This window comes from Flavobacterium kayseriense (genome assembly GCF_014305095.1).
GTDB classification, from domain to species: Bacteria; Bacteroidota; Bacteroidia; order Flavobacteriales; family Flavobacteriaceae; genus Flavobacterium; species Flavobacterium kayseriense.
The window spans coordinates 1,292,148-1,308,356 of sequence record NZ_JACRUI010000001.1; the positions used below are offsets into that span (position 1 = coordinate 1,292,148).

Below are 16,209 nucleotides of genomic sequence, written 5' to 3' on the forward strand. Positions count from 1 at the left end.
AAAAACTCTTACTTAACGGTAAGAGTTTTTTTGTTTTATAAAAGTACCTTTGTGTTTTAATTTATACTATGATAGATTTTATAATAGTTGGATCAGGATTGGCAGGTATTGCTTTTGCAGAAATGGCATTAGCAGATAATAAATCTATTGTTGTTTTTGATAACAATTCTCAAAACTCATCAAAAATAGCAGGAGGGTTATATAATCCAGTTATTTTAAAAAGGTTTAGTGAAGTTTGGCAAGCGCAAGAACAACTAGTTTTGATGCGTGATTTCTATCGAACTCTGGAAAATAAGTTAGAAGTTTCTGTTGATTTTAAAATTCCTATTCTTAGAAAATTTTTTTCTATTGAAGAGCAGAATAATTGGTTTGCTGCTTCTGATAAACTTGCTCTAGCTCCTTTTCTATCTACTATTTTAGTAAACAAGAAGTATAGCGGAATTGATTCGCCTTATAACTATGGACAGGTGTTGCAGTCTGGTTATGTCGATACTGCGTTATTAGTTGAGCATTATAAGAAATATCTGCTTGAGAATTCGCTACTTTACAAAGATTCGTTTATGTACGAAGTTTTGGAAGTGACATCTACAGGTGTGAAGTATAATGATATCGAAGCGCGACACATTGTTTTTGCTGAAGGTTTTGGCATGCATAAGAATCCTTACTTTGATAATTTGCCACTTGATGGCACAAAGGGAGAGCTTTTTATTATTAGAGCTAAGGAACTAAATTTAGACGTAATAGTAAATACAAGTGTTTTTATCCTACCGTTAGGAAATGATTTATTTAAGGTTGGAGCTACTTACAATTGGCGTGATAAAACTGATTTACCTACTCAAGAGGGAAAAGAAGAATTAATGGAGAGAATCAAAGAAATTATTAAATGTGATTTTGAGATAGTGGAACACTTTGCAGGGGTTAGACCTACAGTAAAGGATAGAAGGCCACTTATTGGTACACACAAGGACCATGAAGCGGTACATATCTTGAATGGTTTAGGTACGCGTGGGGTCATGTTAGGTCCTGCTATGGCTAAAGCACTGTACGAATGGGTACAATATAAAAAGCCGCTTGACCCTGTAGTCGATATCAAGCGGTTTTATAAAAAAATGAGATAATGTTTTATTTCTTTTCCCAATTCGGGTCATAGCTTACAAACATATTAATATATATGTTTCTCGCCCACCTTAAAACGTATGGGAATAGAATAATTAGGGCAATTATAATTGCTATAAAAGCAGTTTTTAATGAAGTCCCTAAAATAACGTAGGAGATTATAAATGCTGCAACCCCAGTTGCTACATTCAAACCGTAACTCACATACATGGCTCCGTAAAAAAACGAAGGTTCGATTTGATAAGTTAATCCGCAATGACTGCATTTTTCATGCATTTTTAGCGTGTTTGTCAAATTAAACGGATTTTTGTCTAAATACATGCTCTCATTCTGGCATTTAGGACAAGTTCCTGTTAAAATACTATTTAGTTTGGATCCTTTTTTTAACATTTGCAAAAATTTTAAACAAAGGTACGTTATTAGTAAATGTTCCAATGTAACAATAGTCACAATATATGCTTAATATACACAATTTATCGGTTTCTTTTGGAGGTACATATTTATTTGAAGAGGTTACTTTTCGATTAGGAGCCGGGGATAGAGTTGGTCTCGTAGGAAAAAATGGTGCAGGAAAGTCGACCATGCTTAAAATGTTAGCTAGAGATTTTGCTCCAGATTCAGGAGTGATCTCGCAAGAAAAAGATATTCGCATGGGGTTCTTGCGTCAAGACATTGATTTTGAACAAGGAAGAACCGTTTTGGAGGAGGCATATGAAGCTTTTACAGAAATTAAAATAGTAGAGAAAAAGTTGGAAGAAATAAATCACCAGCTAGTTACTCGAACTGATTATGAAAGTGATGAATATTCTAAAATAATTGAAGACTTGTCTGATTTTACCCATCGATTTGAACTTTTAGGTGGATATAATTATGTAGGTGACACTGAGAAAATTCTTCTTGGTTTAGGATTTAAAAGAGAAGTGTTTAACAACCAAACAGAAACCTTTTCAGGTGGATGGAGAATGCGTATCGAATTAGCTAAATTGTTGCTACAGTCTAATGATGTGTTGCTATTGGATGAGCCTACCAATCACTTGGATATTGAAAGTATTATTTGGTTAGAAAGTTTCCTTCGTAATTATCCAGGAGTAGTTGTGATTGTTTCTCACGATAAGATGTTCTTGGATAATGTTACCAATAGAACGATCGAAATTTCGTTAGGGAAAGCGTACGATTTTAATAAGCCATATTCTCAATATTTAGAGTTACGTCATGAAATTCGCGAAAAGCAATTGGCAACTCAAAAAAACCAAGCAAAAAAAATTGAAGAGACAGAGAAATTAATTGAAAAATTTCGTGCCAAAGCATCCAAAGCTTCTATGGCGCAATCTTTAATTAAAAAACTAGATAAAGTAGAACGCATTGAGGTAGATGAAGATGATAATTCAGTGATGAATATCTCTTTTCCAGTATCTAAAGAACCTGGTAAAGTGGTTGTCGAGGCAGATCATGTTACTAAAGCCTATGGTGATAATGTCATTCTAAAAGACATCGATTTGTTAGTAGAACGCGGTAGTAAAATTGCTTTCGTTGGTCAAAACGGACAAGGGAAATCGACTTTTATAAAAGCAATCGTAAACGAATTTGAATACAGTGGTACTATAAAATTAGGGCACAATGTGCAACTAGGCTATTTTGCTCAAAATCAAGCTGAATATCTTGATGGCGAAATTACCTTGCTACAAACCATGGAAGATGCTGCTACAGACACGAATCGTTCTAAGGTAAGAGACATGTTAGGATCTTTCCTTTTTAGAGGTGACGACGTAGAGAAAAAGGTTAAGGTTTTGTCAGGAGGAGAGCGTAACCGATTAGCACTTTGTAAGTTGTTGTTGCAACCTATCAATGTGTTGTTGATGGATGAACCTACCAATCACTTGGACATCAAGTCTAAGAATGTTTTAAAAGCAGCATTACAAAAATTTGGTGGAACCTTATTACTTGTTTCTCACGATAGAGATTTCTTGCAAGGTATGTCGAACATTGTGTATGAATTCAAAGATCAAAAAATTAGAGAGTACCTTGGCGATATTAACTATTTCTTGGAACAACGTAACATGGAAAACATGCGCGAAGTAGAGAAAAAAGATCTTGCTAAAGCGGCTGCTCCTAAAGAAAGTAATAAAGCCTCCTACGAAGATCAAAAGAAGGGTAAGTCCTTGCATAATAAGCTGAGCAAAATAGAAAGCCAAATCAAACAGTTAGAGAAGGATATTCAAAACGATGATAAAATGCTTGCGACTAATTACGATAAGCATATTGAAGACGCCGCTTTCTTTAAAGCGTACAACAAGAAAAAAGCCGAATTAGATAAATTACTACTAGATTGGGAAGTTGTTCAAGAAGAGATAGATACCATGTAGCTAATCCCGCTTTCCGTTTCAAGTCCTCCGCTGGTTATTTGTTTTTCACAAGTCCCCACAAGAGCTTCTTTCAGTCGCTTTGTGACTCCTGTAAAAACGAAACAACCAGCGTCCGGGCTTTACACTTTAATCGGGGATATTAAACCAGCAACGATTTTTAATCCACTAGACCTATTTTTTTAGAATGAGTAATGGCCTCACTACTGTTTTTAAAATAGCAAACATCCACTCCTAAACTTTCTATATTTTCCAGAGTATTAGTCACCTTTGCTTTACGAGACTTACCAGTTTGTCTAATGTAGACGGCTTTGACTGTTAAAGGGAAAATTTTAGCAATGGCCTCGTATAAAAAAGGATCATGTTGCGAATCATCACCTATCAACACATATTTTAAGCTAGGATAAAACTCTAAGATATGTTTTATCTTATCAAATTTATGACCATGACCACCTCTACCTGTCCATATAAAATCAAGTAAGCTTGTTTTTATATCTTTAAGTAGTAATACCGCTTTTGGAAGATGATGTAATTCAGTAAACTTTACTAGAAATCGGTAAAGATTCCATTCACTACTTGAAACATAAAAGAAGGCATTCCATTCTTCTGGTCCGTTTTTACCAGACAAACTTAGTGCCCTATAGTGCGCTGCAGCATCTTCAAATATTTTTCTCGATTCTACGTTTCTAGAAAGTAGGTGGTATATTTTTTTGAGTGGATTTAAAGTATAGGAAACAAGAAAGGTATCATCAACATCAGAAATGATTCCTAGTTTCCCCATTTTAGGCCTAATGTAAGATGCTCTACTTGTAATTGTTTGATTTTTGTATTCGATACTCACTTCATAGTCTATCCAGCCATAATCTAGCTGACTCAAAGGGATGCAAAATTTAAAATAACCATCTTTTAATGTTTTGGTGTATATTTTTACATTGTTATGAACTAGACATATAGTTGCATTTGGCCATGTTTTTAGTTGAAACAGTTTAATGATTGAGCGGGCATTCTTAAAATTTTTATCTAAGAAATCATAATCTGTTGCCTTTGTAGGGTTAAAAACATGCCCCATTACAATTAACTCTTGTTCATTAGCATAACCACGATATAATTTTAAAATAGGCTTCATTTATTATATTACTTTTGTAAGTGTGTTCCAATTTAAATTTTTTTAATTAAAAAAGAAGTATAATAATGAAAAAGAATGTCATGATGATTGTTAATCCTGTTTCTGGAGCAATAGATAAATCGGACTTCATAACGGCAACAGAGCGATTTTCACATCAAGAAAATTTTAACTTCGTATCCTATGAAACATCGGGTATGGATGATGCTTCTCAAATTAGAGCACTTTTTAACCGGTACAAACCAGAGCGCATTATCATTGCAGGTGGTGATGGCACCATTAAGTTGGCAGCTGATGCGCTAGAGAACGAAGAGGTTATTTTCGGGATACTATCTGCAGGATCAGCAAATGGTTTAGCTACTGATTTAGGCTTGCCAAAAGACTTAGAAGAGTCACTTGCTATAGCATTTAAAAATAATTTCATTTCGATTGATACCATTTTAATAAATGGAAATAAAAGTCTTCACTTGAGCGATTTGGGACTAAATGCTCTTTTGATAAAAAATTATGAGCATAGTGCAGTTCGAGGAAAGCTTGGATATGCTATGCAAGCAATTAATACACTAATTGAGGATGACGAGCCCTTTCATGCTGTAATAACGGTCAATGGCGAACAAATAGAGTGTGATGCGAGGATGATCGTTATTGCTAATTCTCAAAAATACGGGACTGGAGTGGTAATTAATCCCTACGGATTGATGAATGATGGTCTTTTTGAATTAATTATTTTGAAAAACTTGGACTTACTGGTTTTAGGTAAAATTATTACCGGAAATATGCCCATGGATACAGATGATGTTCTAATTATTTCTACAGATAAAGCTACAATTGAAACAAATGTCCCAGTAAATTTTCAAATAGATGGAGAGTATTGTGGATCTGAGATGAAATTAGATATTGCAGTTTCTTCAAAAAAAATCAAGGTAGCAATACCTTAGTATTTTCTCAAGACTCTTTGTAGGGGTTCCGTTGTTGCCACTCTATTTTCGGTTCAAAATAGCGGAACGTTTTAGAAACAAACAAATTTATAAAGAAATTACTGTGTTGCATTAGGCCGTACATTGCAATTGGTTTTGCTCCTACAGAACTTTTTATTTCCAGCGCAGTTCGTGCAAAAATTATCTTTTTATATCCCTTATTGATGGAGTAGGCAATCATGTCGTACAGCATGTTTAAGTATAGCATTTTTTCCCTTTGATACTTTTCATCATAACCTAGAAAATAAGTATCAATATCATTTCCATTCTTGATTAATGTATTAAAGCCTATTAATTCCTCTTCGATAAAATAGCCATAAAACAAGAACTGATCTTTTAGTGAATCTTTAAAAGTTTCAAAATGGTTGTCTGGCAGGTAAAAGGTGTTAAACGGGGCGTTTTTAGCAACGTTCATGTACAATTCATAGATTCTAGAATGGTACTTGGTTATTTCCTCTAGTGGTAATTTTCTTTTAGAAATGCCATCAGCCTTTTTTCGGGCTCTTTTGTACTGATCTCTGTATTTTTTATTTAAGCAAGTTATATAATCATCAAATGTTATAAAACTTTCCTTAATGGTAAAGATCATATTGGGCTGAGTAGAGAATTTAAAAAACCTCTTAAAATTAGTTGCCGTAGCAAACGTTATTTCATTTTCAGAGAAATCTTTAAAAATGGTAAGATGGGTTTTTAATCCTTTTGCTATAAATAAGTGCTTCAAAGCTACTGCTGCTTGCTTCAGAATATGTAATCCTTCAGCTGTTGAAAGTTGGTTACTAAAGCAATAACCGTTTTGTCCAGTAAGCATGTTGTTTCCAATGACTAGTACTTTTGAGCTAAGGTTCTTAAAAACAAAATTTCTGACAATTGTTCTTAAATGAGTATCTCTTTCTCCAAACGAATTAAGGTCACTTAGGTTAATAAATTGTGACAGTGCTACACCTACCAATTTGGTTTCCTGAAAAATGCCAATAAAGTGGCTATGCATATTAGTTGGCGCTGATTTCTCAGCGATTCCCAAATACGCTACAGATAGGAATATGTTACGCGCTGCAATGGTATCCCATGTATTGGGAAGTTGTGATACTGAAGAATAAATTTGGAACGAGTAGGAGTCAGTCAATTGATAAGGACGTTAATATGCTACAAAATTAATATATAAAGTTAAAACTTGGGGTGATTCATTCATTTTTAATTATTTTTATTAAAATTAAAAATTATGGAAAAGTATACAGAAGAGACAGCATTACCATTTTTAGAACCTCTAGATGATTGGTGTTTTAATAATGATGGTATCGAGAAGAAATTTGTATTTGACAATTTTATTCAAGCAATGGGCTTTATGGTTCGGGTAGGAATAGTAGCTGAAAAGCAAGGCCATCATCCCGAAATGTTTAACGTTTATAATAAAGTAAATTTAAGATTGTCTACACACGATGCAGATGGTTTGACCAAAAAAGACTTTGATTTGGCATCAGCCATCGAAAAGTTAGATTAAACAAAATTGACTCAAACACAATAAAACTATATAAATTACAGGTTTTAAGGTTTTTAACTTTCTCTCAATTGAATACTTGAGGTTAACTTTAGATCATTGTAACGCTATGTACTAATCACTGATTGTAAGAAAAATATATTTAAATACGGTATAACAGTGTAGTTCGTCGATTTTATTTGTTGATTATCTACATACTAGGTACTTTTATGGTGTAGAAATTAAACAATCGAAACCATGAAAAATATCTTTACCCTTTTATTTACAGTTTTAGCTTCTGTTACGATGTTAGCTGATGTATCGGTTTCTGATAAAGCAGTTTTATTGAAAATTTACAATTCAACTAATGGAGAGAATTGGAAGACCAAGTGGGATTTAAACGCTCCTGTTTCATCATGGTTTGGTGTTAAGGTAGAAGGAGATAAAGTAATCTCAATTAACCTATCAGATAATAATTTGTCTGGAAAAATACCTGCTGAGATTAGTAACCTAGTAAGTCTAGAAGAATTGAATCTACACAAAAATAGTTTAGAAGGTGTTATTCCTACTTCAATAGAAAATCTTAAACAATTGAGAATCCTTAATTTATCTTTTAATCAACTTTCAGGTACTATTCCTTCTGAGATTGGAGAAATGACTAGTTTGAAGAATTTAGAATTGTACATGAATAGATTAGCGGGCCAGTTACCTGAATCTATCGGAAAATTACAAAATTTAGAAACTTTAGCTTTGTTTAACAATGAGCTTGAAGGAGAAATTCCAAATGAATTATTTGAAGCTGCAACGCTTAAAATTGTATTATTAAATAGTAACAAATTAACAGGAAAGCTGAGTGCTGATGTTTCAAAACTAAGTAAATTAGAAAATCTAAGTTTATTTGAAAATAATTTAGAGGGTCAAGTACCATTTGACTTAGAGAAATTAAGAAATCTAAAAGAAATGAATATATCATACAATATGTTCAGCGGATTAGTTTCAAGAAAATTAGCAGTTTTAGATACTTTAAATTTGACTATGTTTAATGATAGAGGAGTAGCTGTATTGATGGATATTAATATTGATATTGAAAGACCGTTAGTTTCTGAAGATTAAATTTTTTTTTTGATGGTGGATAATAAAGTGTATGATTGGTTATTAAATGATTTGTTGCCACCTAAAATAGAGTTAGTTAGAATAAAATTAGTTTAGTTTAGTTGAAGCCTGTGAAAAGATATTTTTACAGGCTTTTTTATTTTTTATTTGAATGAGATCTGTCGTTGCCTCCGTTAAAGGAGAATTAGGCATGTCGTCAACACTAGAGACACTTAGATATAATACCTATCAAAACTATTGTGATATAAAGTAGCGGTAACTTACTGATGCAAAACTTAAATTGTGAATACTTAAATCATCTTAAATGAGTATTTTACAATTTAGTATTCTTTTCGTAATTGCTCAAGTCTAGATTGAGAATGGCGCCTATTCTGCTAAACTCTTCGTTGACCTTTGCATTCAAAATTAGTTGTTCATTTGTAATAGGATGATTAAAAATCAACTGATGCGCATGAAGCATCATTCCTTTTAATTCATATTTCTCTAGCCATAATTTATTTTGCTTATTACAGCCATGTGGTCTACTTCCTAAAATGGGATGAAATATATGCTTGAAATGTTTTCTTAATTGGTGCATACGCCCTGTTTCGGGAATTGCTTCGACCAAGCAATATCTAGAGGTTGGTTTATTGTTAAATTCTAAGTCAATTTCTGTACTTTGTAATCTGTGAAAGTAGGTTATTGCATTTTGTTTAATTTCATCATCATTGATTAAATCATAATTGATAGTAAGTTCTGTGGGAGACCAACCACGTAAAATGGCTAAATATTTCTTTTCGACTTCACGTGCTTTAAAACGGTTGTTCATGATTTTCAAGACTTCTTTATCCAATGCAAATAACAAAACTCCTGATGTTTTGCGATCTAACCGATGAACAGGGAAAACGTGTTGTCCTCCTATTTGATTTCGTAATTCTTGAATAGCATATACTTTTGCATCTCGTGCATAAAAAGATTTGTGCACTAACAATCCGCTCGGTTTGTTTATAGCAATGATATATTCGTCTTGATATAGAATTTCTAACATGAGGCAAAAGTAAAAGAGAATTCGATTAAAATCATCTTTATATTTTTTTATTTCTAGTACTCTTTCTACAAATGATTCACTGTTGGAATCTTTACTATGACTACAGAGAGAAACTAAGTTAGTATAACAATGTATAATATGATGGGCTGAGATTACTAATCAAGTACATTAGAAATTATTTCAACAATACATTCAAGATTCAAAAGTGAATTTGTACCTTGTTCTTTTAAAATGAATTACACAAGGTACATAAATTTATGTAAATCTAATTTCAATTGCTTTTCTTCTCCTTTTACTAGAAAAATTTTAATTATGAAAAAATCTTTAGCGCTCGTCATTGCAATTTTAGCTATTACAGCCTGCTCAAAAAATCAAGAAAAAAAAACTATTGCTATCACGGGAATTGATTCCACATTAAGGCCTGGTAACGATTTTTTTAAATATGTTAACGGCAAATGGTATGATTCGGTTCCGATACCTGCCTCGCAATCTGGAGTTGGGGCCTATATGTTTATGAATTATCCACAAAGAATGCGTCTACAAGGAATATTAGATAGTATTTCGCAAAGCAAAAATCCAGCTGGAAGTACAGCCGAAAAGGTTGGTGACTTTTATGCATCTGGGATGGACACTATTTCCATTGACAAACGTGGTTATACGCCAATTAAACCGCTACTTGCAAAGATTGATAAAATTAGTGATGTACCATCTTTGATGGATTTTGTAGCTAATGAAGTAAAAGTAGATAATGCTTCCATTATAGGTTTTGGAGTTTCTTCAGATGAGAAGAATAGTAGTATGAACATTGCTCAATTGTATCAAACCGGTTTAGGTTTGCCTGATAGAGACTATTACTTCAACTCAGATGCGTCAACTGTGGCTATACAGCAAGCGTATATAAAATACCTTACTACGTTATTTCAACAAACGGGGAGCACTGCTCAAGAAGCAAAACGTAATGCGACTATAGTATTTGATATAGACAAACAACTTGCTACTGCACATAAAACAAAAGTTGCACTGCGAGATGTACAAGCAAATTATAATAAAATAGCTGTAAAAGATCTTGTAAAAAGACACACAAACATTAATTGGACTAGTTTCTTAAATAAATTAGGCGCTCAAACTGATTCAATCAATGTAGGTCAACCACAATATTATGATGGCCTAAATAAACTCTTAAAAAACGTACCAATTAGCGATTGGAAAGTTTACCTGAAAGCACATTCTTTAGTTAGATATGCAGATGATTTAAGCAAGCCATTTGTAGAAGCCTCGTTTGCGTATACGAAGGTGCTTTCTGGTCAGGCTGTTCAAAAAACGCGAGGTGAGAAAATGGCTAATGTTGTTGATAGCTATTTAGGTGAAGCGCTAGGTGAATTGTATGTAAAGAAATATTTTTCTGAAGATGCGAAAAAGCGAATGTTGACTTTAGTAAATAATCTGCAAAAAGCATATGCCAATAGAATTGACAATTTAGAATGGATGAGTCAAAGTACGAAGCAAAAAGCAAAGGAAAAATTGTTTGCCATTACTAAAAAAATAGGATATCCAGATAAGTGGAGAGACTATAGTAATGTGCGCGTAAGTAGAGATAAGTATTTTGAGAATATGGTTTCAGCAGCCACCGCTGCGTATCAATTTCAGTTGAAAAAATTAGGAAAACCAGTCGATAAGTCTGAGTGGTATACTACAACTCCAACAGTTACGGCCTATAACAACCCAACTGCAAATGAAATTGTTTTTCCGGCCGGGATTTTACAACCACCGTATTTTGATAACAATGCAGATGATGCTTTGAATTATGGAGGAATAGGAATGGTTATAGGTCACGAAATAACTCATACGTTTGATGATCAAGGGGCTCAATATGATAAAAATGGAAACTTAAAAAACTGGTGGACAAAAGAGGATTATGCGCAGTTTAAAGCAAGGATACAGCAGGTTACTGATCTGTATAGTACTTATACCGTTTTAGGAGATCTACACATTAATGGTGCGTTAACTGTTGGTGAAAACACCGCTGATATTGCTGGAATTGCCGTTGCTTATGATGCATTTAAAATGACTGAAGAAGGAAAAGGAAGCACGAAAATTGACGGTTTTACACCAGACCAAAGGTTTTTTATCTCCTTAGCGAAAATATGGAGAGTAAAAATGAAGGACGAATACCTGCGTTTGTGGATCAACAATAACCCACATTCTCCACCAAATTGGCGAGTTAATGGTCCGCTTATGAATACAACACCTTTTTATGATGCCTTTAATGTACAAGAAGGAGATAAAATGTTTTTACCGAAAAAAGATAGAATAACAATTTGGTAAGTTACATACACTAACTAGTTTTACTAAAAAACGCCCCAAAAAGTGTCTAACTTTTTGGGGTATTTTCATTAAATCCCTTGCTCAGTTTTTATTTTACCTAAAATCTAAAATTTTGGAAGTCTGTTAGTTTCTGATTTATAGTTTAAACAAAAAAAACACCAGCTTTTTCAAGTGGTGTTTTCTTAGTAGCGGGAACTGGACTCGAACCAGTGACCTTCGGGTTATGAGCCCGACGAGCTGCCTACTGCTCTATCCCGCGATGTGCGTTTGTAATCTCAATAAAATTAACTTAGTAGCGGGAACAGGACTCGAACCTGTGACCTTCGGGTTATGAGCCCGACGAGCTGCCTACTGCTCTATCCCGCGTTGTTTCGGGTGCAAAGATACAATCAATTTCTGCATTTTACAACATAAATTTTAAAAAATGTTTTATTTTATCTATTGACTTGATATGACTACCTTTGTGGCATAAATTATAGTAGAAATGTCACATAAAGCAGGTTTTGTAAATATCATAGGTAATCCAAACGTTGGGAAATCAACGCTAATGAATGCCTTTGTTGGAGAGAGATTGTCAATAATCACTTCAAAAGCACAAACAACACGTCATAGAATTTTAGGAATTGTAAACGGAGAAGATTTTCAAATGATCTTGTCAGACACGCCAGGAATCATCAAGCCCGCATACGAAATGCAAGAATCGATGATGAACTTTGTTAAATCGGCATTTGAAGATGCTGATATTCTGATTTACATGGTCGAAATAGGGGAGCAAGACCTAAAGGATGAAGCTTTTTTTAATAAAATCATCTATTCTAAAATCCCAGTATTATTATTATTAAATAAAATCGATAACTCTAATCAAGAACAGTTAGAGCAGCAGGTGGCTTTTTGGGCTGAAAAAGTACCTAATGCAGAGATTTACCCTATATCAGCTTTGAAAAATTTCAATGTACCTGAAGTTTTCCAACGTATCATTTCACTTTTACCTGAATCACCTGCTTATTATCCAAAGGATCAATTAACTGATAAGCCAGAACGTTTCTTTGTAAATGAAACAATTCGTGAAAAAATATTGTTGAACTACAGTAAGGAAATTCCTTATGCGGTAGAGATTGTTACTGAGGAGTTTTTTGAAGATGAAAAAATCATTCGCATTCGCTCCCTAATAATGGTCGAGCGAGAAACTCAAAAAGGAATTATCATTGGTCATAAAGGAGCTGCTCTGAAAAAAGTAGGTACTGAAGCCCGTGAGGATTTGGAGAAATTCTTTGGTAAACAAATCCATATCGAATTGGTGGTGAAGGTTAATAAAAACTGGAGAAGCAATGCTAATATGTTAAAACGCTTTGGCTACAATCAATAAAATGTAGTGCTAACTTTTTAGCTATTGTACTTATACAAGAAAACAGCATTCAAATTTTTATTGAATGCTGTTTTTTTTATTACCTTAACTTATCGTGATAAAAAACGGATTGTTATTCTAGTAAGCAAACGGCTGCGTTATAGGTGTATGGGCGTAACCCGCCAAAAAAAAGCGGGTCGAGCTATTCGTTGCAATCTTTTTTTAGGCTGAGCAAAAGCCTTAAAAAAGGATTTTCACTGCTATCCCTTACGCTAAACAAGAAACAAAACAGCAATAGACTTTGCTTTCAAGAATCAGGAAGCAATGATTGTTTCAAATAAGTTTTCTAATTCTTTCATTTGACTATTTCCGTTGTGTCGTATTTGACGTGCAATAAAATAGAGCAAAAACCAAATAAAAACCATTAAACTAAGAACAATAAAATCAGTAGTTAGTGCATTTTTCAAGACGAAATCAGAATAAAGAATGCCTAGAAAAATTAAAAACACACCTGCTACTATAAAATGTAAAAACATAAAGAAAGTCCACAAAGTAGGATCAGGACCAAAGAGTCCGCGAATATGTGTTTCATTAGTATTAGGAGTTTCAAGTTCTAAGTGTAAGTGAGGGGAATAATATTTTTTGTGCACGCCAATTATGTACAACCACACGTGATTGCCGCTTATTTTAATTTTAAAACGATCGTCCTTACGACCTGCATAATCCTTGAATTTGTCTAACAATTCGTCTGTATTTCTAGGTACGTCTTTGTTAAAACGGAGTAGTAATCTAATTTCATTATCGACTTCCATAAATAAGTTAATCAGTTGTTAAACGAGTGTGAAAGTGCTAATATATCAAAAATATTGATATTCATGCTTTTTGCACTACCTTTGCCGAATATTTCAAAATAGAATTATGAATAACATTGTTGCGATAGTAGGAAGACCTAATGTGGGGAAATCAACCCTTTTCAATAGGCTGATACAAAGAAGAGAAGCTATTGTAGATTCAGTTTCTGGAGTTACTAGAGACAGAAACTACGGTAAAAGCGAGTGGAACGGAAAAGAGTTTTCTGTAATAGATACCGGAGGTTATATCCGCGGATCTGATGACGTTTTTGAGGGAGAAATCCGCAAGCAAGTAGAACTAGCGATTGATGAGGCTGATGTCATCATCTTTGTAGTTGATGTAGAGGAAGGAATCACTCCTATGGATGATACTGTAGCTAAGTTGTTGCGAAAGGTTAAAAAACCAGTTTTATTAGCAGTTAATAAGGTTGATAACGCTATGCGTGAGAAAGACGCAGTAGAGTTTTATAATCTAGGTTTAGGGGAGTACTATACATTTGCAAGTATTTCAGGAAGCGGAACAGGGGATTTATTGGATGCTTTAATTAAAGCTTTCCCAGAGAAACCAGAAGTAGAAGAGGCTTCTGATTTACCTCGTTTTGCAGTTGTCGGACGCCCTAATGCTGGGAAATCAAGTTTTATCAATGCCTTAATTGGTAAAGATCGTTATATAGTGACTGATATTGCGGGTACTACTCGTGATTCTATCGATACAAAATTCGACCGTTTTGGTTTTGAATTTAACTTGGTAGATACTGCAGGAATTCGTCGTAAAGCTAAAGTTAAGGAAGATTTAGAATTTTACTCTGTAATGCGTTCGGTACGTGCTATTGAGCACGCAGATATTTGTATCTTAATTATTGATGCAACTCGTGGATTTGAAGGTCAAGATCAAAGTATTTTTTGGTTGGCTGAAAAAAACCGTAAAGGAGTGGTAATCTTGGTAAACAAATGGGATTTAGTCGAGAAAGAGACTATGTCTACTAGAGATTACGAAGAGAAAATCAGACAAGAGCTAATGCCATTTACGGATGTGCCTATTCTTTTTGTATCTGCCTTAACAAAACAACGTTTATTAAAAGCATTAGAAGCTACGGTAAAAGTATATGAAAGTAGACAACAACGTATTGCTACTTCTAAATTCAACGAATACATGTTGAAAGTAATTGAAGCATACCCACCGCCAGCAACTAAAGGGAAGTATGTAAAAATTAAATATTGCATGCAGTTACCTACACCAACACCTCAGTTTGTGTTTTTTGCCAATATGCCACAATATGTAAAGGAACCGTACAAACGTTACCTTGAAAATAAAATTAGAGACAACTGGGATTTCTCAGGAGTTCCAATTGATATTTATATTAGAGAAAAATAAAAAAAATCCCGATGCGAATCGGGATTTTTTTAGTTTATAAAGAATGCTATTGGCAAGAAGTCTTCAAGACAATATCATATTTTGGATTGATAGGTTCGTTTGTTTGTGCTAAACGTTGCGAACCCGTATTTGCAGGGCACGCAATGTCATCTGTTGCATCGTAGATAATTGTTTTTCCTTTTGCAATTAATTCCTTAGGAACATAAATTTGAACTTTTGTTCTCGAATAGCCAAAAGGGTCATAACGAACATAATATCCATCTGAGTGTAAAGTCCAAGTCCCGCTAGGGACATCAGTGCGAGTAGCTGCCATTCCTGCTATGATGGCATACTTTTCCATCTCAGCAAAACTCGAATTACCTGATGCTACCATTTTTCTAATATTGTTTTCGGCTTCAAAGGCATCTTGGAGCGCATTTGGTAACTTTGATTTTGCTTGCTCCATTAGGCTTTTAGGTAAAACACCTAGCATCCCTCCTTCGAGTTTAGTGAGTTCTATAGGTGTAAGTAGTGCAACTGCTGTTAGTTTTACTTGTCCGCTATAATCAGCAAAACGAGCTCTTGCAATTATTGTCCATAATAAAACTTGAATGTCATTTTGCTGTATTTCAGGATGCTTTTCTGCACTTTTAAGTATGGCGATTACAATATCTTTTTGAGGGCCTAAAATAGGAGCATACATGTATCCGTCTCCTTTAGACGGCGCGTAAGTTCCTGCTTTCAAACAGTAACTTTTAGTGGTCATTTCATAGAAGCCTTCGCATAAAATATAACCACCTGTAGTTGCCTTAGGTAATAAATACAAAGGCTGGACATTTTTAACTACAATATCATTTGGGAATTTTGAGCCATTGCGGTCGACATCTTCAAATGAAGTTGTGATTGCTGCGGGCTTTTTAAGAACTTCAGTGAGTCCAAGCTTTTGCGAACCCAGTGCAGCACCTGCTTCTAAAACCTTTTGTTTCCATCCGCTAAATTGAGCATGTCCTATTGCATTACAAAACAGGAACAAAATGAAAGTTAAAGTGGTTGACTTCAAATTTTTCATAATTGGTTATTTTTTGTTTCTTCAAAGATAAAATAATATTGTTATGTTTGAAATTGAGGCTATTTACCAAATGGT

14 protein-coding genes and 2 tRNA genes are annotated in these 16,209 nt (G+C 34.1%); 8 read left to right on the forward strand and 8 right to left on the reverse strand.

The features are described from left to right. Window positions 1-68: 68 nt before the first annotated feature. The gene (locus H8R22_RS05550) at window positions 69-1,118 is read left to right on the forward strand and encodes an NAD(P)/FAD-dependent oxidoreductase (protein ID WP_187008551.1); all 1,050 of its coding nucleotides are present in this window, start codon (window positions 69-71) and stop codon (window positions 1,116-1,118) included. Window positions 1,119-1,122: 4 nt separating this feature from the next. Here the strand turns inward: H8R22_RS05550 and H8R22_RS05555 are convergent, their stop codons facing one another. Continuing rightward, window positions 1,123-1,506, reverse strand: a complete 384-nt coding sequence (locus H8R22_RS05555; protein ID WP_187008550.1) for a DUF983 domain-containing protein — start codon at window positions 1,504-1,506, stop codon at window positions 1,123-1,125. Window positions 1,507-1,571: 65 nt separating this feature from the next. Between H8R22_RS05555 and H8R22_RS05560 the strand changes: the two genes are divergently transcribed. After that, a complete protein-coding gene (locus tag H8R22_RS05560) occupies window positions 1,572-3,479 on the forward strand; it encodes an ABC-F family ATP-binding cassette domain-containing protein (RefSeq protein WP_187008549.1) in 1,908 nt (635 codons plus the stop codon). A 157-nt stretch (window positions 3,480-3,636) separates the two neighbouring features. Here the strand turns inward: H8R22_RS05560 and H8R22_RS05565 are convergent, their stop codons facing one another. Beyond that, window positions 3,637-4,602, reverse strand: coding sequence for an App1 family protein (locus H8R22_RS05565; RefSeq protein WP_187008548.1), 966 nt, complete (start codon window positions 4,600-4,602; stop codon window positions 3,637-3,639). A gap of 65 nt (window positions 4,603-4,667) precedes the next feature. On the opposite strand from H8R22_RS05565, the gene H8R22_RS05570 reads away from it, so the two are divergent. Continuing rightward, window positions 4,668-5,537, forward strand: coding sequence for a diacylglycerol/lipid kinase family protein (locus tag H8R22_RS05570; RefSeq protein WP_187008547.1), 870 nt, complete (start codon window positions 4,668-4,670; stop codon window positions 5,535-5,537). 7 nt (window positions 5,538-5,544) lie between these two features. Here H8R22_RS05570 and H8R22_RS05575 read toward each other — a convergent pair whose 3' ends face one another. Then, window positions 5,545-6,699: a GNAT family N-acetyltransferase gene (locus H8R22_RS05575; RefSeq protein WP_187008546.1), complete on the reverse strand. Its 1,155-nt coding sequence runs from the start codon at window positions 6,697-6,699 to the stop codon at window positions 5,545-5,547. Window positions 6,700-6,795: 96 nt separating this feature from the next. Here H8R22_RS05575 and H8R22_RS05580 point away from each other — a divergent pair, with 96 nt between their 5' ends. Together H8R22_RS05580 and H8R22_RS05585 are read left to right on the forward strand one after the other, a co-directional pair. Next, window positions 6,796-7,074 carry a 4a-hydroxytetrahydrobiopterin dehydratase gene (locus tag H8R22_RS05580; RefSeq protein WP_187008545.1) on the forward strand — a complete coding sequence of 93 codons (279 nt, stop codon included), beginning with the start codon at window positions 6,796-6,798 and terminating at the stop codon, window positions 7,072-7,074. Between the two features lie 234 nt (window positions 7,075-7,308). Next, window positions 7,309-8,163, forward strand: a complete 855-nt coding sequence (locus H8R22_RS05585; protein ID WP_187008544.1) for a Two component regulator three Y domain protein — start codon at window positions 7,309-7,311, stop codon at window positions 8,161-8,163. A gap of 313 nt (window positions 8,164-8,476) precedes the next feature. Here the strand turns inward: H8R22_RS05585 and H8R22_RS05590 are convergent, their stop codons facing one another. Then, window positions 8,477-9,190, reverse strand: a complete 714-nt coding sequence (locus tag H8R22_RS05590) for a pseudouridine synthase (RefSeq protein ID WP_187008543.1) — start codon at window positions 9,188-9,190, stop codon at window positions 8,477-8,479. 312 nt (window positions 9,191-9,502) lie between these two features. Between H8R22_RS05590 and H8R22_RS05595 the strand changes: the two genes are divergently transcribed. Further along, window positions 9,503-11,515 (forward strand): M13 family metallopeptidase, encoded by a 2,013-nt coding sequence (locus H8R22_RS05595; RefSeq protein WP_187008542.1) that lies wholly within the window; start codon window positions 9,503-9,505, stop codon window positions 11,513-11,515. 186 nt (window positions 11,516-11,701) lie between these two features. Here H8R22_RS05595 and H8R22_RS05600 read toward each other — a convergent pair. After that, window positions 11,702-11,774: transfer RNA gene (locus tag H8R22_RS05600), tRNA-Met, on the reverse strand. Window positions 11,775-11,808: 34 nt separating this feature from the next. After that, window positions 11,809-11,881, reverse strand: a tRNA-Met gene (locus tag H8R22_RS05605). Between the two features lie 118 nt (window positions 11,882-11,999). Here H8R22_RS05605 and era point away from each other — a divergent pair. After that, a complete protein-coding gene (gene era / locus H8R22_RS05610) occupies window positions 12,000-12,881 on the forward strand; it encodes a GTPase Era (protein ID WP_187008541.1) in 882 nt (293 codons plus the stop codon). 293 nt (window positions 12,882-13,174) lie between these two features. On the opposite strand, the gene H8R22_RS05615 is transcribed toward era, so the two are convergent. Next, the gene (locus tag H8R22_RS05615) at window positions 13,175-13,672 is read right to left on the reverse strand and encodes a hypothetical protein (RefSeq protein ID WP_187008540.1); all 498 of its coding nucleotides are present in this window, start codon (window positions 13,670-13,672) and stop codon (window positions 13,175-13,177) included. Window positions 13,673-13,778: 106 nt separating this feature from the next. Between H8R22_RS05615 and der the strand changes: the two genes are divergently transcribed. After that, window positions 13,779-15,086, forward strand: coding sequence for a ribosome biogenesis GTPase Der (der, locus tag H8R22_RS05620; RefSeq protein ID WP_187008539.1), 1,308 nt, complete (start codon window positions 13,779-13,781; stop codon window positions 15,084-15,086). Window positions 15,087-15,132: 46 nt separating this feature from the next. Here the strand turns inward: der and H8R22_RS05625 are convergent, their stop codons facing one another. Continuing rightward, window positions 15,133-16,134: a hypothetical protein gene (locus tag H8R22_RS05625; protein ID WP_187008538.1), complete on the reverse strand. Its 1,002-nt coding sequence runs from the start codon at window positions 16,132-16,134 to the stop codon at window positions 15,133-15,135. Window positions 16,135-16,209 lie beyond the last annotated feature (75 nt).

What these genes read in the sequence shown, in the direction of transcription:
- H8R22_RS05550 (WP_187008551.1), top strand. Translation starts at nt 69, where the DNA reads ATGATAGATTTTATAATAGTTGGATCAGGATTGGCAGGTATTGCTTTT.
- H8R22_RS05555 (WP_187008550.1), bottom strand. Translation starts at nt 1,506, where the DNA reads ATGTTAAAAAAAGGATCCAAACTAAATAGTATTTTAACAGGAACTTGT.
- H8R22_RS05560 (WP_187008549.1), top strand. Translation starts at nt 1,572, where the DNA reads ATGCTTAATATACACAATTTATCGGTTTCTTTTGGAGGTACATATTTA.
- H8R22_RS05565 (WP_187008548.1), bottom strand. Translation starts at nt 4,602, where the DNA reads ATGAAGCCTATTTTAAAATTATATCGTGGTTATGCTAATGAACAAGAG.
- H8R22_RS05570 (WP_187008547.1), top strand. Translation starts at nt 4,668, where the DNA reads ATGAAAAAGAATGTCATGATGATTGTTAATCCTGTTTCTGGAGCAATA.
- H8R22_RS05580 (WP_187008545.1), top strand. Translation starts at nt 6,796, where the DNA reads ATGGAAAAGTATACAGAAGAGACAGCATTACCATTTTTAGAACCTCTA.
- H8R22_RS05585 (WP_187008544.1), top strand. Translation starts at nt 7,309, where the DNA reads ATGAAAAATATCTTTACCCTTTTATTTACAGTTTTAGCTTCTGTTACG.
- H8R22_RS05590 (WP_187008543.1), bottom strand. Translation starts at nt 9,190, where the DNA reads ATGTTAGAAATTCTATATCAAGACGAATATATCATTGCTATAAACAAA.
- H8R22_RS05595 (WP_187008542.1), top strand. Translation starts at nt 9,503, where the DNA reads ATGAAAAAATCTTTAGCGCTCGTCATTGCAATTTTAGCTATTACAGCC.
- era (WP_187008541.1), top strand. Translation starts at nt 12,000, where the DNA reads ATGTCACATAAAGCAGGTTTTGTAAATATCATAGGTAATCCAAACGTT.
- H8R22_RS05615 (WP_187008540.1), bottom strand. Translation starts at nt 13,672, where the DNA reads ATGGAAGTCGATAATGAAATTAGATTACTACTCCGTTTTAACAAAGAC.
- der (WP_187008539.1), top strand. Translation starts at nt 13,779, where the DNA reads ATGAATAACATTGTTGCGATAGTAGGAAGACCTAATGTGGGGAAATCA.
- H8R22_RS05625 (WP_187008538.1), bottom strand. Translation starts at nt 16,134, where the DNA reads ATGAAAAATTTGAAGTCAACCACTTTAACTTTCATTTTGTTCCTGTTT.